The sequence below is a fragment of the Acinetobacter sp. Q85-2 genome, from assembly GCF_013420555.1.
Classification (GTDB): domain Bacteria; phylum Pseudomonadota; class Gammaproteobacteria; order Pseudomonadales; family Moraxellaceae; genus Acinetobacter; species Acinetobacter indicus.
On the sequence record NZ_VOXW01000006.1, the window covers coordinates 64,755 to 83,978 of the forward strand.

The 19,224-nt window shown below is 49.0% G+C and carries 19 protein-coding genes, 4 tRNA genes and 1 pseudogene; 8 read left to right on the forward strand and 16 right to left on the reverse strand.

Annotation, left to right across the window (positions count from 1 at the left end):
• The first annotated feature begins 93 nt into the window (after positions 1-93).
• Positions 94-1,536, forward strand: coding sequence for a TRAP transporter large permease subunit (locus tag FTT68_RS14135; RefSeq protein ID WP_373684728.1), 1,443 nt, complete (start codon positions 94-96; stop codon positions 1,534-1,536).
• A 61-nt stretch (positions 1,537-1,597) separates the two neighbouring features.
• Here the strand turns inward: FTT68_RS14135 and FTT68_RS04745 are convergent.
• From FTT68_RS04745 to rnr, 6 genes and pseudogenes are all read right to left on the reverse strand, one after another.
• A pseudogene (locus FTT68_RS04745) lies at positions 1,598-2,484 on the reverse strand (DMT family transporter).
• Positions 2,485-2,544: 60 nt separating this feature from the next.
• Positions 2,545-2,961, reverse strand: a complete 417-nt coding sequence (locus tag FTT68_RS04750; protein ID WP_016658541.1) for a hypothetical protein — start codon at positions 2,959-2,961, stop codon at positions 2,545-2,547.
• 22 nt (positions 2,962-2,983) lie between these two features.
• Entirely contained in the window at positions 2,984-3,193 is a 210-nt protein-coding gene (locus tag FTT68_RS04755) for a YheV family putative zinc ribbon protein (protein WP_171065117.1), read from the reverse strand.
• Positions 3,194-3,233: 40 nt separating this feature from the next.
• Positions 3,234-5,273 (reverse strand): M3 family metallopeptidase, encoded by a 2,040-nt coding sequence (locus tag FTT68_RS04760; protein WP_180057089.1) that lies wholly within the window; start codon positions 5,271-5,273, stop codon positions 3,234-3,236.
• Between the two features lie 74 nt (positions 5,274-5,347).
• Positions 5,348-5,935 (reverse strand): hypothetical protein, encoded by a 588-nt coding sequence (locus FTT68_RS04765; protein WP_004896106.1) that lies wholly within the window; start codon positions 5,933-5,935, stop codon positions 5,348-5,350.
• 78 nt (positions 5,936-6,013) lie between these two features.
• A complete protein-coding gene (gene rnr / locus FTT68_RS04770; protein ID WP_180057090.1) occupies positions 6,014-8,446 on the reverse strand; it encodes a ribonuclease R in 2,433 nt (810 codons plus the stop codon).
• Between the two features lie 265 nt (positions 8,447-8,711).
• On the opposite strand from rnr, the gene FTT68_RS04775 reads away from it, so the two are divergent.
• The 4 genes from FTT68_RS04775 to FTT68_RS04790 all read left to right on the forward strand — a co-directional run bounded on the left by FTT68_RS04775 (position 8,712) and on the right by FTT68_RS04790 (position 9,325).
• Positions 8,712-8,801: transfer RNA gene (locus FTT68_RS04775), tRNA-Ser, on the forward strand.
• A 13-nt stretch (positions 8,802-8,814) separates the two neighbouring features.
• Positions 8,815-8,891: transfer RNA gene (locus tag FTT68_RS04780), tRNA-Arg, on the forward strand.
• Between the two features lie 49 nt (positions 8,892-8,940).
• Positions 8,941-9,017, forward strand: a tRNA-Arg gene (locus tag FTT68_RS04785).
• Between the two features lie 231 nt (positions 9,018-9,248).
• A tRNA-Arg gene (locus FTT68_RS04790) sits at positions 9,249-9,325 on the forward strand.
• A 77-nt stretch (positions 9,326-9,402) separates the two neighbouring features.
• On the opposite strand, the gene FTT68_RS04795 is transcribed toward FTT68_RS04790, so the two are convergent.
• Positions 9,403-10,701: an SRPBCC family protein gene (locus FTT68_RS04795; protein WP_180175229.1), complete on the reverse strand. Its 1,299-nt coding sequence runs from the start codon at positions 10,699-10,701 to the stop codon at positions 9,403-9,405.
• Positions 10,702-10,873: 172 nt separating this feature from the next.
• Here FTT68_RS04795 and FTT68_RS04800 point away from each other — a divergent pair, with 172 nt between their 5' ends.
• Positions 10,874-11,371, forward strand: a complete 498-nt coding sequence (locus tag FTT68_RS04800) for a YcxB family protein (RefSeq protein WP_005180217.1) — start codon at positions 10,874-10,876, stop codon at positions 11,369-11,371.
• Between the two features lie 36 nt (positions 11,372-11,407).
• A complete protein-coding gene (locus FTT68_RS04805; protein ID WP_016658545.1) occupies positions 11,408-12,049 on the forward strand; it encodes a fumarylacetoacetate hydrolase family protein in 642 nt (213 codons plus the stop codon).
• Positions 12,050-12,118: 69 nt separating this feature from the next.
• Here FTT68_RS04805 and msrA read toward each other — a convergent pair whose 3' ends face one another.
• The 9 genes from msrA to lgt all read right to left on the reverse strand — a co-directional run bounded on the left by msrA (position 12,119) and on the right by lgt (position 18,321).
• Positions 12,119-12,640, reverse strand: coding sequence for a peptide-methionine (S)-S-oxide reductase MsrA (gene msrA, locus FTT68_RS04810; protein WP_180057092.1), 522 nt, complete (start codon positions 12,638-12,640; stop codon positions 12,119-12,121).
• A 65-nt stretch (positions 12,641-12,705) separates the two neighbouring features.
• A complete protein-coding gene (locus FTT68_RS04815) occupies positions 12,706-13,167 on the reverse strand; it encodes an META domain-containing protein (RefSeq protein ID WP_005180208.1) in 462 nt (153 codons plus the stop codon).
• 75 nt (positions 13,168-13,242) lie between these two features.
• Positions 13,243-14,313, reverse strand: a complete 1,071-nt coding sequence (locus FTT68_RS04820) for a DUF4105 domain-containing protein (RefSeq protein ID WP_168399727.1) — start codon at positions 14,311-14,313, stop codon at positions 13,243-13,245.
• Positions 14,314-14,342: 29 nt separating this feature from the next.
• A complete protein-coding gene (locus tag FTT68_RS04825) occupies positions 14,343-14,855 on the reverse strand; it encodes a dihydrofolate reductase (protein WP_016658548.1) in 513 nt (170 codons plus the stop codon).
• 100 nt (positions 14,856-14,955) lie between these two features.
• Complete coding sequence (gene thyA / locus FTT68_RS04830) at positions 14,956-15,798, reverse strand: thymidylate synthase (protein WP_180057093.1); 843 nt, start codon at positions 15,796-15,798, stop codon at positions 14,956-14,958.
• A 201-nt stretch (positions 15,799-15,999) separates the two neighbouring features.
• Positions 16,000-16,491, reverse strand: coding sequence for a lipocalin family protein (locus FTT68_RS04835; RefSeq protein WP_005180198.1), 492 nt, complete (start codon positions 16,489-16,491; stop codon positions 16,000-16,002).
• A gap of 184 nt (positions 16,492-16,675) precedes the next feature.
• Positions 16,676-17,050: a hypothetical protein gene (locus FTT68_RS04840; RefSeq protein ID WP_005180197.1), complete on the reverse strand. Its 375-nt coding sequence runs from the start codon at positions 17,048-17,050 to the stop codon at positions 16,676-16,678.
• Entirely contained in the window at positions 17,051-17,428 is a 378-nt protein-coding gene (locus FTT68_RS04845) for a hypothetical protein (RefSeq protein WP_016658550.1), read from the reverse strand. It abuts the gene before it with no gap.
• Positions 17,429-17,511: 83 nt separating this feature from the next.
• Positions 17,512-18,321: a prolipoprotein diacylglyceryl transferase gene (lgt, locus tag FTT68_RS04850; RefSeq protein WP_005180193.1), complete on the reverse strand. Its 810-nt coding sequence runs from the start codon at positions 18,319-18,321 to the stop codon at positions 17,512-17,514.
• Positions 18,322-18,415: 94 nt separating this feature from the next.
• On the opposite strand from lgt, the gene FTT68_RS04855 reads away from it, so the two are divergent.
• Entirely contained in the window at positions 18,416-19,198 is a 783-nt protein-coding gene (locus tag FTT68_RS04855; protein ID WP_180057114.1) for an NRDE family protein, read from the forward strand.
• The last annotated feature ends 26 nt before the right edge of the window (positions 19,199-19,224 follow it).

The following is a 19,224-nucleotide window of genomic DNA, read 5'->3' on the forward strand; positions in this document are numbered from 1 at the left end:
ATCAGTTTATGGCAGTTTGTTCGTCCGCCTGCACCAACGCGAGAAGGCGGCAGTCTAGGTCTGGCTTTCCTGAGTGTACCGCTGTATGCCTATATGGCCATTATTACCGGTATTGCCTTTACCTTCTTCATGGATTATCCAATGGGGCAGGGGATTTACCTGGGCCAGCTGGTGGAATTCTCCAGCATCTTCCTGAATCTGGCGCTGTTTATCTGGGCCGGTATGCTGCTGAAGCAGACCCGTGTGGTGGATAAATTCCTGAACATCATGCGGCCATGGAATCTGGCACCAGAAACCCTGACCTGGTTAATCCTGATTGGTGCAGCATTACCGACAGCCTATACCGGTGCCTCGGGGATTTTCGTGATCGCGGCCGGTGCCATCATTTATAAAGAAGTCTGGAATGCCGGCGGGCGCCGTCAGTTTGCCCTGGCAGCAACGGCTTTATCTGGTTCGATGGGGGTAGTCTTACGTCCATGTCTGCTGATTGTGGTTGTTGCCTCTTTAAACAAGGAAGTCACCACCGATGTGCTGTACCACTATGGCGTGTATGTGTTCCTGCTGACTACAACAATTTTCCTGGTGGTGTCGCTGTTCTTTGCTGAAAGTAAGTTCCGGATTGCTTCGCCAGCTGTGGCTGCACCACGGTCTTTACGTGCCATGGGTGCGGTGGTGCCGTATGTGATTATTTTCGTGCTGATCTGGATGTTCTACAAATATGCGCTGGACACCAACCTGAACGAATTTACCGCACCGGTGATGATGCCCGTGATTCTGCTGTTAATTGTCCTGTTTGATAAATTGCGGCATGAACCGGCGCCAATTCCGCCAGTAGGTCATTGGGATGAAAGCCTGACAGCAAAATATACCGATTCATCGCAACCGGCGCTGGCGACCGCCAGTGCAGTCAGTGGTGTGGAATACCGCGATGGCGTACATACTGCAACTGAGGATACTGGCATGTCGGCGGATCATAGCGTGGCGGTGTCCGAGCCGGAGCGTGAGGTTGGCTTCTGGAAGTCGATGCACATTTCCATTAGTGAAACCGTGGGGCATATTGGCGCGCTGGTGATTCTGATGGCCTTATCGGTCAGTGTCGGCGGCTTCCTGGAACGGATTGAAATCATGGAAGCTTTCCCGACCGATATCAGTAGTACCTTTATTGTGATTAGCCTGATTGTACTGGTGATGGTACTGGTCGGCATGATTATGGACCCGTTTGGTGCGGTTATCCTGATTTCTGCCACGGTGGCACCGGTAGCCTACCAGTATGGGATTGAACCGGTGCATTTCTGGATGATTACCCTGATTGGCTTTGAAATGGGCTATATCACCCCGCCGGTCGCGCTGAACCACTTGCTGGCGAGGCAGTCGATTGGCGATGAAGAAGTGGCGGCGGCAGATGCCGAAGTGCGCCACAAATCCTTCTACTATCGTTTTGAGCGCTGGATTCTGCCGATTCTGGTGATGCTGCCAGCGATGCTGATCATTGCCTATGTACCATACTTCTTTAAACTGTTTGGCTGGTATCAGTAAGCCAGCCGTTCAACCGTGATGATGACCATACCCTGATCTTTTGCGAAAGGTCAGGGTATTTTTATGGCGCCTGTGTAGGACTGGCTTTTTTAAACAGCGGGCTGCACAGTAAAATCGCAATTAAAATCAGGCCAAAGCCGAGCAGGCTAGACAGATCTGGCAATTCCTGCCAGAACAAAAAGCCCCAGATGCCGGCAAAAATAATCGCAATATAATTTACCGGCCCAATCTGACCGGCAGGTGCCAGACTATAGGCCCGCGACATAAAAATCTGGCTGATATTGGCCAGTACCCCGGCACTGATCAGCAGGCCCAGTTCACTCCATTGATAGCTTCGCCATAGCCAGAACATTGGAATGACTGAAATCAGGGGGCCAATCAGGCAGAAATAAAACACAATCCGTTCTGGTGGTTCGGTTTGCGTCAGGGCGCGCACAGTGACAAAGGCCATTGCAGCCAGAAAACTGGCGCCCAGACCAATAATCGACAGATGATTGAACAGGCCGGCATCTGGTTTGGCCACACAGAGTACGCCCATTAGACCAAACAGGGCGGCGATCAGCATGGCTGCACTGACTTTTTCTTTCAGGAATAACCAGGCAATGAGCGGAATAAAGATCGGGGAAGAATAGGTAAACACCATCGCGTTGGACAGTTTAAGCTGGGCAATGGCATAGAAAAAGCCATACATCGCCAGCAGACCGACCACACTACGCCAGGTATGCATCCACAGGCGCCGGGTTTTAAAAAAGCCGAGGCCTTTATTGAACAGCAGCGGCAGAAAAATAAACAGGCCAATAAAATTACGGAAGAACACAATGGCGGCATTGTCGACCGTATACGAGGCGTAGCGGATACACACGCCCATCAGCGAAAACAGAAAAGCAGAGAGGTGAGTAAGCCAATGGCTTTGATCAGATCATGCTGAGGCGTGGAGGCAGTCATCATCAACCCGGGCGAGGAATAAGGATGTATTCTAGCCGATTTAACGCAGACTGCCGGTCATAATTATTGCTGTTTGAGCTGGGCTTCGAGCAGCTGAATCTGTTCTTCTTTCAGGCGGATCAGTTCATCAGCATCGGCGTGCTGGGCATTGAGCAGTGCGGCCTGATCATCCAGCTGTGCCTGCAGGTCTTCTAGTTTGGCCATTTCTTCTTTGGCCAGGGTCGCGTTGGTAGCAACCGGCTGTTTCAGAATATCTTCACTCACCAGTTGCTGTGGCACTTCTTCCAGCTGCACCGCTGGTTCTGCTTTGGCTTTGGCAGCCGGTGCGGCCGGCTGACTTAGCAGCTGGGCTTCAGGTGTTACCTCTGCGCTCTGGTTTTGGCTCATCCATTGATAAGACAGCACCACAAGTACGATTACGATCAGGCCCCCAATAATGGCCCATAATAGTTTTGAGCTATTTCTCTGATCAAGCGTCATGAATAAATGAACCTTAATTTTTTTACTTAGGATGACGTGGTTTAAATTGAATCACACCCACTTCATCAGGCGCTGCCGGTGGCTGAGGTTCATCGACATGGGTCGGGCGATTTTCGCTATAGCCACAGTCGATACATTCAATCCATTCATCATCACCTGAGGTCAGCATGACCACCCGATCCATAGCCTGGCATTTTGGACATTTTGCGCCTGCAATGAAACGACGTTTGATGGTCATCATACTGATCCTGTGTTCAAATTAAGGCCCTAGTTTAAGCGTTTTTAATTGGCTTCGTCCAACCTTGATGACGCAATAATGCATCTATTTTTGGCTCGCGTCCGCGGAAATTGATAAACGCGTCAAGTGCTGAATCTTTTCCGCCAACTGCTAGAATAAACTGCCTGAACTGCTTTCCGGTGTCGGTGTTAAATACCCCTTCATTTTCGAAGCGATCGAAGGCATCGCTGGCCAAAACTTCGGCCCATTTATAGGAATAATAACCGGCCGCATAGCCCCCGGCGAAGATGTGACTGAAGCTATGCTGGAAGCGGTTGTAATCGGTGGTTGGCACCACCGCATATTTATACCGGATTTCATTCAGCACATCCTGAATCTGGCTGGCGGTCAAGGCTGGGGTCATGCGGTGAATATTCAGGTCAAACAGGGCAAATTCCAGCTGGCGCAGGGTCTGCATGCCGGACTGGAAGAAGCGCGCATTCAGCAGCGCCTGCAGTAAATCATCCGGCAGGGTGGCCTGTGTGTCGATATGCTGACTGAGTACATCCAGGCTTTCTTTGTCCCAAGCCCAGAATTCCATAAACTGGCTTGGCAGTTCCACCGCATCCCAGGCTACGCCGTGAGTGCCGGCCACCGCAATGTTGTCGACTTCCGTCAGCATATGATGCAGGCCATGCCCAAATTCATGGAATAAGGTCAGTACTTCATCATGGGTCAGTAAGGCCGGCTGATCCCCCACGGGCGGGGTGAAGTTACAGACCATATAGCAAATTGGCTGTTGCAGGCCCTGGCTTTGCTGCATGCGCGAACGGAAACCGCTCATCCAGGCGCCGCCGCGTTTGCCCTGACGGGCATACAGGTCAAAATAGAAACCGCCAATTACCTGACCCTGATCTTGCAGTTCAAAATAACGGGCGTCTGGATGCCAGACTGGTGCTTCACGCTCGATAATATCCACATCGTATAGACGTTTAACGATGCTAAATAAGCCATCAACCACTTTTGGCGCCGGGAAATACGGTTTCAGTGCTTCCTGAGACAGATTGAACTGGGCCAGTTTCAGCTTTTCTGAATAGAAACTGGTATCCCACGGTTGCAGCTGCTGAATGCCATCTGCTGCGGCAATGGCTTTCAGTTCGGCAATCTCCTGTTCAGCCGGCTGACGGGCATGTTCGGCCAGCTCAACCAGGAACTGCTCAACTGCTTCGACACTTGGTGCCATTTTGCTGGCTAATGACAGTTCGGCATAGTTGTTAAAGCCGAGCAGCTGGGCCATTTCCTGACGCAGGCTTAAAATTTCTTCCATCACCGCGGTATTGTCAAAGGCCTGATCGGCCGACTGGTCAGAAGCACGGGTGGTATAAGCCTTATATAACTCTTCACGCAGGCTGCGATCTTCAGCATAGGTCATAATGGCCAGATAGGACGGGAAATCCAGCGTCGCAACCGGCTGCTCCAGCTCACGTTGCTGGCCATACTGCTTGAGTAATTCCACACTGCTGGCAGGTAGGCCGGCTAGTTGTGCTTCTGTGAGCGGTTTAAAGTAAGCCTGTGTTGCATCCAGTACATGGTTGGAAAAGTCAGAGGACAGCTGCGACAGGCGCGCTGAAATTTCCGCATAGCGTTTTTTCGCTTCGCCTTCCAAGGCCACACCTGACAATTTAAAGTCACGCAGCGCCAGTTTAATTGCGCTTTGTTGCGCTGCGGGTAAGTCATTAAACGTCACTGCATCATGAGCCTGCTGATAGGTCTGATACAGCACCGTGTGCTGACCGAGCTGGGTATAGTATTCGCTCAGGCCAGGTAACAGTGCCTGATAGACTTCACGGGTTTCGGCATTGTTCATCACCGCATTCAGGTGCGAGAGTACGCCCCAGCTTTCGCTCATCTGGTTTTCCAGATGATCGACCTGCGCCAGAACCTGCAACTGTGCATCGCTACTGGCCGGAATGTCTTGGAGTTGCTGTAAAAAGGCCTGCCCTTGGGTGATGGTCTGTTCAACCTGTTGTTTTAATTGGGGCAGCGTAATCTGGTCAAATTCTGGAACAGGCAAGGTTGCCTTTTCTAATGTCATGTCGGTCTGCCGATTTATTTCCTGTGTTATTTGTAGAAGTAAGGCTTCTAGAAGGATAAATCAAGCCTTGGGTGCTATTTATTCTGTGTTGCTTTGACAATTTGGATGGATTCGATCTTTTTGATGTAAGTCCCAAATTGCCCTTGGATGACGGACAGCTTTATCTGTAAAACCTGATTTTTATAGTGTTCATATTCATTTGAACTGAGTCGAAAAATACCAGATCCATCATACGCTGTATCCAAAAAATAGCTGACGCCATGTTTATATGTCTGCTCTTTCACTGCACTTGTCTCAACGGTCACGACACTAGGTGTACCAAAAACAAGGGTATGCAGTAGAGGGGGATAAAACACCAGATTCAAATAACAAATCAAAATTGCAAAAAGAGGCAGTAGCAGTAAGAAATAGAATTTCGGTTTTTTCTTTGCATTTTTCCATGTGCGGGGAATGACCCATTCACCCTGTCGATGGAGCATATAAAAGTAGATCAAAATCACCAAATACATAACGATTGCTAAAATGAAAGCACATATTTTGACGTGATCCGTTGGGGTGAAATCTAAGCTAAAGATGGCAAAAAGCGCTGAGATCGTCAGCAAGAAAAATGCGAACAAGACATAGTTGTGATAATCATATTTCGAGATCTTTTGCGGATTCATTGTTTTTAAGTAGCTTATTTTTATATGGATATATTAAAACAAAAAGAGCGCCGTAGCGCTCTTTTTATTTAGCAAAAATCATTCACCCTTTGCTTTGGCATTGGATTTTTTCTTTTTCACTTTGGCTTTTTTCTTGACCTTGTCTTTGCTTTCAGCCTTGGCGGTGACTTTTTTCGCCGGCTTTTTGCCATAAGAACTCGGCTTGGATTTGGCCTTTTTCTTCTTCAACGGCTGTTCGCCATCTTCACTCACGGCAAGCTTGACTGGACGATCATGAAAGATTTCTTCGGTGGCTTCAGCACGCGGCGCGGCTTTGGCCACGCGTGGTGCACGGCTGCGGATCGCACGACCGGCATGGGTCCATTGTTTGACCAGCTCGAAATCAATCTTGCGTTCTTCCAGGTTGACTCCGGCCACCTTGACTTTGACTTCATCGCCCAGACTAAAGGTCTGACCGCGTGACTGACCGACCAGTGACTGGCTGGCCTGATCAAACATAAAGAAGTCATCGCCCAGCTGGCTGACGTGAATCATGCCATCGACATACAGGTCTTTCAGCGTGACAAACAGACCAAATTCGGTCACGGCAGAAATTACCCCGACAAATTCTTCGCCTAAATGCTGCTGCATATAATGACATTTCAGCCACATGGTCACAGAGCGGGAAGCTTCATCGGCACGACGTTCGGTTTGCGAGAAATGCTCACCGGCATCATCCAGCGCGGCACCCGAAATCGGATATGGTTTCTGGGCCAGATGCGCTTTAATGGCACGGTGCAAGAGTAGATCCGGATAACGGCGAATTGGCGAGGTGAAGTGAGTATAGGCTTCATAGGCCAGACCATAGTGGCCGGCATTGGCCGCGCCGTAATAGGCCTGCATCATCGAGCGTAATAGCACCGCATGAATACTTGGCGCATCAATGCGGTCTTTGGTGGCATCAATCACGGCCTGATAATCGGCCTGGGTTGGCTGTTCCGGGAAATTCAGTCCCAGCAGTTTTACAAATTCACGAACTTTCTGAATCCGTGAAAACTCAGGTGGTTCATGCACACGGTACAGCATCGGAATATCATTTTTGAGCGCAAATTCTGCCGCCGCCACGTTGGCCAGCAACATGCACTCTTCAATCAGTTTATGCGCATCATTACGGGTTCGTGGCAGGATTTCCTGAATTCCGCCGAGTTCGTCGAAGGTCATATAGGTTTCGACGGTTTCAAATTCCATAGCATGACGCTGGGCACGTAAACCTTTGAGTACCTGATACAGCTGGAACAGGGTATTCAGCGATTTGCGTACATCCCGGTCTTCCGGAATGGCAGCGCTGTCGCCGTCAAAATATTGCGCCACCTGGGTATAGGTCAGACGGGCTTTGGAATGCATTACCGCAGGATAGAACTCGAATTTGGTTACCCGGCCGGCACGGGACAGGTTCAGGTCACAGACCATACACAGACGATCAACCTGCGGATTCAGCGAACATAAGCCATTTGATAAGGCTTCGGGTAACATCGGCAAGACAAAATGCGGGAAATAGACCGAAGTGCCGCGTTCCTGAGCTTCATCATCCAGCGGTTTGCCCGTGCGGACATAGTGGCTGACATCAGCAATCGCGACCACTACGCGGTAGCCGCCCCCTGGACGTTTTTCTGCATACACTGCATCATCAAAGTCGCGGGCATCTTCACCATCAATGGTGACCAGAGCTAAATCACGTAAATCGACCCGGCCCTCACGGTCTTTGGCTGACGGTTCTTTAAAACTGTCGGCATCTTTTAAGACATTGTCCGGAAATTCATACGGCAAACCAAACTCTAAAATGGTTTGTGGAATGATGATTTCAGTGTCGGCTTTATCGGCCATCGACTGCACCACATGGCCGGTGGCAAATTCTTCACGGCTTGGATAGTCATCAATGGCGACGCGAACTGAATCGCCCAGATTCAGTTTGGCGTGTTCAACCAGCTCTTTTTCTAAAGTCACCGGCTGATGGCTGTTCGGATTGCCCGGCTGAATAAAATATTCACCGTCATACATCGACAGTTTGCCAATGATCTGTTTCACACGGCGCTGCTGGACTTCGGTAATAAAGCCCCAGGCTTTGCCTTTGCGATCGACCGAGGTCTGGCGCACTTTGACGCGATCGCCATTAAACACCAGACGCAATTCACGCTCGGGTAGCAGGATGTCATTTTGTCCGTCAATATGAGCAGAACCCAGACCTTTGCTATTAATGTAGACCGTGGCTTCATGGGTAGGCTGCTCGGCGGCAAGCTGGAACTTGAATCCGTCTTTCATGAGCTGGCCATCACGCACCATGGCAATTAAGCGGTGGCTCAGGGCATCAATACTTTTCTGATCGGCAATTTCAAAATATTCAACCAAGTCGGCATGCGACTGGGCCTGTTGCAGTTTTTCAATACTTTCAAGAATCAGTGTGCGACTTGGAATCGGATTATCGTAACGTTCGGCTTCAGCTTTTGCTTCAGGATCGACCCAGTTTTTCATCATGTCTTTGGCTTCAAGTCAGAAGATAGGTTTAGCATAAGTCATGCAGCGTCAGACTGCACGTAAATGATTGCAATAATGTGTTTTAAGTCTTTATTTTAAGATGATTGCGAGTAGATAAAATCACATTCCCCATAAATTTGCAGAAAATGCCAGGCTAGAAGCAATAAATTGTTTAAAAAATATTTAATTGAGCAAAAAACTGCAAAAAATAGAGTGACTGCGCTTGCAGTGCTACAGTTAAATTTGTATTATGGCGGCACGTTACGGTGAGATGGGTGAGTGGCTGAAACCACGTCCCTGCTAAGGACGCATACGGGCAACTGTATCGAGGGTTCGAATCCCTCTCTCACCGCCACTTTACTTATGTCGCGCTCATAGCTCAGCTGGATAGAGCACTTGGCTACGAACTAAGGGGTCGGGAGTTCGAATCTCTCTGAGCGCACCAATAAGTAAACCGGGAAATAACGCAGTCTAATATAGACGACACAAGTGACGCGCTCATAGCTCAGCTGGATAGAGCACTTGGCTACGAACTAAGGGGTCGGGAGTTCGAATCTCTCTGAGCGCACCAACTTGAACAATTAACCGCACATGTTGCGGTTTTTTTGTGCCTGCAATTTGGCTACTCAGCTGCATCCGCTGGCTTCCTTATTTGTTACAATTTCAATTGCAATTTAAAACCTGTATAAAATCAGCGCACAAATACATGATTTGTCCAATATCTATCCATTTGGTTGCATTTTTATGAAATAAGACTTAACAAATACCGAAAAGCCCGTATAATGCACCCCATCAAGACGTCGCGCTCATAGCTCAGCTGGATAGAGCACTTGGCTACGAACTAAGGGGTCGGGAGTTCGAATCTCTCTGAGCGCACCAATCTTGATAAAGAATTCTGAAAAAACCGCACATGTTGCGGTTTTTTTGTGTCTATAATTTACTAAAACATTCCCGCATTATTTGATCTTCTGTTGAATCTTTAAGGTCAGCACGGTATTGCCACCCAATGCCGGCAGCAGCTCGTGATACGGCATACTGCGCATGGCGCGTAATAAAAACGGTGCCTGCGCATCAATGTTCATGGCGCTGGTCACATTCAGTAAACTGCCCTCGGCTTGCGGCAAAATCTGCATGCCGCCTTGCACATAGCGTAAATCTCCCCCCACCGCCTGAAACTGCTGCTCCAGAGCGCCTTGTGCCTGAAAACGCAGTTTAAAATCAAACGGTATCTGGATCACGCCCAGTCCGACCGAAATTTTATAGTTGGCATCCAGCTGCCGGGCAGAGGGCTGCTGAATATGAACTTTTTTAATTTGCCGTGGAAACAGGTGCTGGTAGGCCTGCGGTTCAAGCCAGGGTTTTAGCTTGCTGGCCGGCTGGGCATAGTACTGATAGCTGCTGCTAAAACGCATGATTTCCTGCTTTGCACCATAGGACACCTGATAGGCCGGTAAAATAAAGGATACGGGTTCTTGTGATTTCTGGCTGATCTGCCGGATTTTGTTCATCTGGCTGACACTTAATTCAGGGGCTGGTACGTCGCCGGCGGGTAAGGCTCGGGGTGTTGTGCTTTTAAATTTACGTTGCAGTGCTTCCAGAATAAAGGCATTGGTGCCGGCCGGCAGGCCCAGTTTGGCATCGGGCAGGGCATTCAGGATGTTACGAAATAAAAAGCCTTTGGGCTGCGCCAAATCTCCCCAGTGCGTGACCGTGACCAGCGTCTGATGGGCCGACAAGGCAAACCATTCTATTTTTCCGGCGCCATACGGAATGGGTGCGTCAATCACCAGGGTTTCAATACTGTTGTCGGTGCGCTGATGTTGCAGAATCACATCGTCTTTAAAGTTCAGCACCGGAATGGGCGTGGGAATATGAATCCGGTATTTGACCTGACTGATGTGCTGGCGCTGCTCCAGCATCTTGGCGCTTTTTAAGGTCGGAAACAGCTGGGCATAGCCTGAATAATCACTCAGCAGCGCCGCAACTTTGTGACTGGGCACTGGCAGCACCACCGCAGCACTATAAAATTTACCGCGTTTTGTGGATGCGAAAGTTGGCAGCTGAATCGGTTGCGCGGCATGCGCATAAATCAGAATTCCATCTCCGGTCAGCGCGGCCAGCTGCTCGGCACTGCTGCCATAGCCTTGTAAACTGCCTGGCATTTTTCCTGTCCAGCGAACTAAACTGGCCCAGGCAGAAACCGGCAGCAGCAGACTGCAAAGCAGGGCGATCAATCGGGTGTGCGTCTGTGGCATAAAACATCCTGTTTTTGCTGTGGAGGTGAGCGAATCATCCCGTTTTGAATCGGGTTATTTTTTGAATGGTGGTTGCAGCATCATCATGACAGCACTGGCGAGAAAAAGAATAAGGAAATCACCTATTCTGGTGTAATATTTAGCGTAATTTAACTGATTTGATGATGAGCCGATGTCGGAACTCAAGCCTGCCTTGTCGCTACGTTATTTTTTAAATCTGGAAGAATCTCAGGATGGCTTTGCTCTGGCCACCTTTGGTAAAAAACAGTTTACCCGTTTTATTACCCCGTTAATCAGTGTCGGGATTATTGCCTGGGGCATTTATTTGGGCCTCGATGGTGTAGGTCGTTACTATCTGGCGCTGGGGGTATTTTTTCTGGTGCTACAGATGCTGATGCGCTACTGGTTCCTGCCAATGATGTTTAAGCGTCAGTTTGTCAAATACCAGTTTGGAAAAAGCGAACAGGGCATTGCGCTGTATCAGGATTATGCCGAGATTTCTGCCAATGGCCGTGACAAAGTGGTGCATTATAACGAAGTGCAGAATTTTGCTTCAGGCAAGCTGACCTATATGATTGAGCTGAAAAACCGCATGGTGATTATTGTGCCAAAACGCGTGTTTGAAAGCACAGCCGATCAGACCCTGTTTGAAAATACCTTTAAAAAATAAGCCTGTTAAAACCATCACATCATAAGAGGGAAGATCATGAATACACGTCCATCGAAAATTGTCTGTGTGGGTCGCAGTTATGCGGATCATGCCAAAGAACTGGGCAATGCGGTTCCTGATCGTCCGGTGCTGTTTATCAAACCGCCGAGCAGCCTGCGTCCGTTATCTGCCGGGATTGCCTGGAATCCGGCCTGGGGCAGCTGTCATTATGAATGTGAACTCAGCCTGCGTATTGACCAGCCCTTAAAGGCAGAAACCGATCCGCAAAAAGCCTTGCAGGCCGTGGGGGCGGTGACTTTGGGGCTGGACCTCACCTTGCGTGACTTGCAGGATGAACTGAAACAGAAAGGCCATCCATGGGAACGAGCCAAAGCCTTTGATGGGGCTTGTGTACTGGCAGACTGGGTCGATGTTGCAGAAATTAATGACTGGAAAGATGTGCACTATACGCTGCATATTAATGACGAACTGCGTCAGCAGGGGCATACCGCGCTGCTGATTTTTGAAATTGGTGCGCTACTGGCTGAAATTAGCCACAGTTTTAGTTTGGAACCGGGCGATGTGGTAATGACCGGTACTCCGGCCGGGGTGGGTGCCTTAAAGGCCAATGACCAGTTAAGTATGCGTTTGCAGGGCAAAACCCGGGAATTTGTCTGGAGCACTTTTGTTCAGGCTTAACCGCCTCCCCAGACGACGAGGACTGCAATTACAGTCCTTTTTTATGGCGCTTTTCGAGCCTTCCTGGTTTCAGTCTTTGAGTAAATCCTGAAACTTGCTGTGCAGCTTCATCAGTTTGGGTGGAATTACAAAGTTGCAATAGCCTTGCGTCGGGTTATTGGCAAAGAAGTTCTGATGATAGGCCTCTGCCGGATAAAAACGCGGTGCAGCGGTCACTTCGGTGACCACAGCAATGTCCTCGGCTTTGAGCTGCTGGATCATCTGTTCGGCCTGTTGCTGCTGCTCCGGATTTAAATAATAAATCACCGAACGATACTGGCTGCCGACATCATTGCCCTGACGGTTAAGCGTGGTCGGGTCATGGGTGGCAAAGAACACATTTAACAGCTGGGTATAGCTGATTTGACTGTCATCGAAATCAATCAGAATGACTTCGGCGTGGCCAGTATCACCATTGCATACCGCTTCATAATTCGGATTGTCCATCTGGCCGCCGGCATAGCCACTCACCACTTTGGCCACACCGCGCAGTTGGAGAAATACCGCTTCGGTACACCAGAAACATCCACCACCAAAAATTGCCTGTTGCATAGGGTCAGCCTTCTGTTTTCAATCGTTCATAAAAAAGGCCTACAAAGAGGCAGGCCGGTGCGGTATTAACGCGGTTGTACGGCACTTTCCAGCTGAATCAGCAAATTACCATAACGATCCAGCAGTTTCAGGGTTTTACCAAAGACCTGATAATGGGTCACTTTGGCCAGTGCTTCATTGAATTTCTGATCAATGCCATTGCTGTTGAGGCAGGCCATACGGGTGCCAGCCATTTGGCTTAGCGTTAGCGTGTCACGGCCGGCGCTGTAGCTGCCCATAATCCGGTTACAGCCATCGGCACCGCTAACGCGTTGGGTGGCGCTATCAAATTGCAGGCTTGGAATATTGTGGGCAGTCGGTTCGGTGCGAACCGCGGTATTGCCAATCTGGGTCACAATCCAAGTGCGGTTTTGCAGCTGGACAAGATTGGCAGTTTCAACGGTAGCACCCGGGGTTGGTAAAGTTTCACAGCCGCTAAAAACTAGGGCTGAACCTAAAAGGGCAACGGCAGCAAGATGTTTAAGCATATGGATTTTTCTTTATTTTAAAGCTGATGGATGTATCTAAACCAATTTTAAATTTGATCGCCAGTTAAAATTGTATCATTGATTTGACGGAGCGCCAGGAGCGGATGGCGCGGGCAAACCCTGCCGGATTAGTGCTGAAAATTGTGCACTATCCAGCTGGCCCGGCTGTTCCACACGTGGATTGATATAAGCGCGCTGATACCAGCTTTCAATGCTCAAGCTCTGATCAAGCGCCTGTAAATCATACAAATAATTGGGTAAATAACCCGAAGCTAGCAGGCGATAATCGGTGGGCAAGGTCTGGTTGGATACTGCCTGCACCATGTCAAAGACCAGGGTAGTGCAGTTACTGGTCAGGGTGTTATACCATTTGGGCTGTTGTGCCAGTTCATCGGCTTTGGCCAGATATTCTAGAAACAGGGCTTTTTGCATGTCCCGTGGCATCTTCAGCGGGAAAAAATAGACCTGTTCGCCGCGAATATTACTGCGGGTATAGATAATATCTTTTTCATCCGCTGCCACCAGACTCAGTTCATATTTGCGGAAGAATCCGCCCAGCGAAGAAAATTCTTCATGGCGTTCTTTGCGGATTTCAATCGAAAAAGTCAGCGGTGCGGCATTGGCAAAATCGAAACTGACCAGGGTGTGGGCAATTTGTGGTCCCATCCAGTAGGAGGTGATGATATTGACGCCCCGAATCTGGTTCAGGTCATAACGCCGACTTTCCCAGCGCTGCTCGTAGGAACCATCGCTATGCCAGTCAAAGTTACGCACATTGTGCAGAATCACCTGATCGCCGTGACGCTCGGAATGTAACAGCTGCGCCACTTCGGGATTCCAGTCGCGGTCCTGGCGAGGTGGCAGGCCAAAATACCAGAGCTGGCTGCACAGAAACACCAGCAGATAAATCAGCACATCCAGTTTACGGCTAATCAGATGCCGGCTGATATAGATGCCCAGAATGCTCATGGCAAAGGCAATCCACAGGCCAATCAGGATCCGGCTAAACAGCAGTCCAAACGGCTGCTGAAACCACAAAATCAGCACCAGCCAGATCGAGCTGCCAATTACAAACAGGCTAAACAGGCCATGCAAACTGCCTTGAATCAAACGCTGTGCCAGTTCGGGCTGTTGGGGTGTCTGCATGCTGATGAATTCATTCAGAAAAATAAGCTTTATTTTCGGTAGCTGGCAAACTCAAATGCAATGCCAGTTTTGTCATCCAAATGTTGCTCGGCACTGACTTTCTGGAACGCTGCCGGAATTTCCGGATAATGTGCATCGCCCTGCACATCCAGCTCGACATGGGTCAGTTCCAGACGGTCGGCAATATCCATGGTCTGTTTAAAGATTTCACCACCGCCAATAATAAAAATACTGTCCGGCTTTTCTGAAGCCTGCACATCAGCCACGGCCTGAGTTAAAGCTTCTTCAATTGAATAGGCGACTTTGGTGCCCTCAAAGGCCCAATTTGGATCTCGGGTAATCACCCAATTGACACGTTTCGGTAAGGCACGACCCATTGATTCCAGGGTTTTACGGCCCATCACTACCACGCCGCCCTGGGTAATTTCCTTAAAATGTTTTAAGTCGGCAGAAATATGCCATGGCAAATCATTGGCTTTTCCAATACAGCGCTGCTGATCCATGGCCACCACGTGTACAACTTCTAAACCTTGAAATGCCATGCTGTTTCATCCATATCTCATGCGAAAAATTAACCCTATTAAAATGTAAAATCCCCCTCGATGAAAGGGGGATGGGGCATTTGTCCGGAATTAATTGGCTTTAAACCGCTACCGGGGCCTTAATTGCCGGATGTGACTCATAACCGACAATTTCAATATCTTCAAATTTAAACGCGAACAGATCTTTGACGTCCGGGTTCAGTTTCAGCTGGCACAGCCCCAGCGGTTCACGACTGAGTTGCAGTTGTGCCTGTTCAAAATGGTTGGCATATAAATGGGTATCGCCGCCGGTCCAGACAAAATCACCAACCTCTAGATCACATACCTGGGCAATCATATGGGTCAGCAGCGCATAGCTAGCAATATTGAATGGTACACCCAGGAAGACATCGGCACTACGCTGATACAGCTGGCAAGAGAGTTTGCCGTTATGAACAAAAAACTGGAACAGGGTATGACAAGGTGGTAATGCCACCTGACCGGCTTCCTGCGGATTCCAGCCCGATACAATTAAACGGCGTGAATTCGGGTTGGTTTTAATCTCATTGATTAGCCAGGAAATCTGGTCAAAACCATCCTGATTATAGCTGTTATCGGCATTTTTGCTGGCGCCAAAGTTACGCCACTGATGGCCATATACCGGACCAAGCTCGCCTTCAGGACGGCCGAAACGCGCCGTCTGTTCTGCCGTTGACCATTCATCCCAAATCGTAACTTTGTTGTCCTGCAGATACTGAACGTTGGTATCACCTTTCAGGAACCATAACAGTTCAATCACAATTGAACGGAAATGCACTTTTTTGGTGGTTAACAGCGGAAAACCCTGAGACAGATCAAAGCGCATCTGATGACCGAATACAGAACGGGTTCCCGTGCCGGTACGGTCGCCTTTGTCGCCGCCGTGGTCAAGGATATATTGTAACAGGTCAAGATATTGGCGCATGAAATTCTCTCAATCAAATAGTGATGTGGCTCCTGTGTCGACCTTCATTGCAGCGCAAAAGGCTGGCTGTGTTGAAGATCTTGGCTTTAAATGAGCACATAAAAGTGCAGCCATCATAACATTGATGCCGGGCCGAGATGAATATTCATCATCATTAAAAAAGGCATCTTAAAAAAGATGCCTCAGCAAAATAGTGGCAGCTTATGCGGTTGGCCGGCCGGTGTGCGGGGTGTAAATCAGATCACTCAGGTCATAACCCAGACTTTTGGCCTGCGCCAGATATTCATTTTGTGTGGCTTCATCCAGCTGTGGATGACGATGCAGCAACCATAAGTATTTGCGGCTCGGGTCACCGACCAGTGCGGTCTGATACTCCGGATCAAGTTTTAAAATCCAGTAATCACCTTTGGTAAACGGAATCCAGCGCAGGCCTTCTGGCAAGAAGCTGACTTCCAGCTTGCCATGTTCAGCATCGACCGGGGTGGCTTCACCAATCGATTCATCTAGTTGACCCTGACCATCCAGACGGCGGTTTTGCACACGCACTTTGCTATCTTCATTCAGGCTGTAGGTGGCGGAAATATCGGTACTGTCTTCGGGTTCATGGCGCATTGGCAAACGGGCAATTTCGTACCAGGTGCCCAAATAACGTTGCAGGTTAAAACCGGAAATGGTGTTCAGTTCTGAATTCATAAACAACTTCCTGAATTATTTTCATAAAGACTGCAGTTATTCTAAGCAGGCTGAACGGGATTCGGGTTATTGTTGTTAGCGCTCCTGTTTCGGCATGTATGCAGTGTAAATTCAGCCCGGTTTTCTGTGCAGCAACTGCTACACAGGTTATTAAAATGCAAAAAATTGGACAGGAAAATAAAGCTTAGGAGTCAAACCGTTTGGCACGTTGCTGGTAGATCGACACCATAAACAGTCCTACCAAGATAAAGCCGAGTGCTTGCAAGGCCATGGCCCAAAGTTGCATTTTCGGTAGAAACAGCAGCAATACGGCCAGCAGGAGCAGTGGTGCCAGATTCAATCCCCCGTACATCAGTCTGCGCTGATGTTCTGGCCAGGAACGACGATTGCTCCATTGATACAGCAGATGTAAGCCCATGCCCAGAATCAGACTGAGGATGACCCAAAACGGTGGCAGCTGTGCCTGCGTCGAGGCCAGATAAATCAGCAGACAGGTACCAATACAGATCATCAGTTTGAGCTGACGATGACAACGCGCGGAATACCAGAAACTGAGCATTTATGCCTGATCCTGATGTTGATGCAGCAATGACAGTGGCGAGAACAGACAAATTGCCAGAGCCATAAAGCCAAGTCCTTGTGCACCCGGTAATAAAATTTCACCCTGTTGCATATTCATGAAAATTAGTGCCAACAGCAGGGCAATCGGAATCCAGGTCAGCAGGCGATACAGTAAACCGGTGGGACGTTGTGCCGCAAAATGAATTTTGCAGTAACGGCAAATCAGAAAAATAATTCCGGTGCCCATAAACATCAGGATGGCATCATAGGCCAGCGGTTGCATCCAGTATAAAACGCCGGTGACCACTGCAATCAGAATAAACAGCATGAGTTTTTGCAGTACGGATACGTTGGGATTAAACCAGAATTCGAGCATAGCCCACCAGATGAATTGTGCAAGGGTGCATGCACTTTAGCAAAAATGGTATAAAAAAAGCGAGGCCAATGCCTCGCTCCGGTTTAACTATTTTTCTGTGGGCCCCAGTCATAGATTTTTTTCTGGTAGGCGTACCACATCATCCAGAGACCGACCAGAATCATTGGCAGACTCAGGAATTGGCCTTTACTCATCCAGGCAATAAATAGCTGACCATTGTCCGGTTCGCGGAAGAATTCCACCACAAAACGCGCCAGACCATAACCAATCAGGAACAGTGCCGAAACCGCCATACGTGGACGCGGTTTGGAACTGAACCACCACAGCAGAATAAATAACAGCAGCCCTTCAAACAGCGCCTGATACAACTGTGATGGATGACGTACCAGCTGTAGTGGATCGGTCGGGAAAATCATGCCCAGTGCAAAGTTTGGATCACTGACCGGACGGCCATATAACTCGCCACCAATAAAGTTGCCGATACGTCCAAACATGAGCCCGGTCGGGACACAGGGTGCAATAAAGTCCAGGGTTTGGAACCAGGTCATCTGGTATTTTTTACACCAGAACAGCATGGCCAGCATGACCCCCAGGAAACCACCGTGGAAACTCATGCCCCCGGTCCAGACCTGAAACAGCCACACCGGATTGGCCAGAAACTGCTCAAAGCCATAAAAGAACACATAGCCGACGCGGCCACCAATGACCACACCCAGCGCGCCGTAAAAGATCAGGTCCGAAACCATGTCCGGTGTCCAGCCACGCTGCTTGGCGCGATAAGTGGCCAGACCCCAGGCAAATAAAAAGGCCAGTAAATACATCAGTCCATACCAGTGGACTTGTAAGGGACCCAGCGATATCGCCACCGGATCAATATTTGGATAGGTCAGCATTCCTGTTCCTTGTCATTCTGTTTTGCACAGATTTTAGCTGAATAAGATGAAAAATGTTGTACATTCAATGTGTAAAGATAGCGAGCAGGAAATTATGTGTATTGTGGCCTTTGCCTGGCAGGTTCTGGATGAGCTGCCTTTATGTTTAATTTCAAACCGTGATGAGTTTTATCAGCGTCCGACTGCGGCGTTGCATGCCTGGGAAAATAGCCCGATTTATGCCGGACAGGACTTGCAGTCGGGTGGCACCTGGATGGGCGTGACCGCCAGCGGCCGCTGGGCCATTGTTACCAATTTTCGTAATGGACAGGATCAGCACAATTATCCGACTTCACGCGGGCATCTGATTCAGGATTTTCTAGAATCTGAATTAAGTCCAATTCGCTTTGCGCAAGCCTTGGAGCCGCGCCAGTGCGATTATGCCGGCTTTAATTTATTTGTCGGCGACCGGGAACAGGCGGTGTATATGAGCAACCGAGGGGAAGCGCCGCAAGTACTAGCCAAAGGCGTATATGTAGTGTCCAATGGCTTAATGGGCGAGCACTGGGAAAAAACTGGCCATTTGCGTAAACGCTTTACCCAGGAATTTTTACCGATGTTACAGCAAGCCCAGATGCCAGAAGCAGATCTGCAGCATGCTGCCTGGGATATTCTGGAAGATGAACGCAAGGTGATTGCAGATTTATTGCCAGAAACCGGTATTTCTGTCGAGCTGGAAGAGTTATTGTCGTCGACCTTTATTCAGAGTCCGGCGTATGGTACACGCTGTTCCAATATTTTAAGATTAAATGCTCAGCAATGGCACTGGTTAGAGAAAAGCCAGCAGGGTGAAACCGCCGGACAGATCGTGGAGCTGAATATTCCACTACAGAAATAAAAAATACCGGCATCAAGCCGGTATTT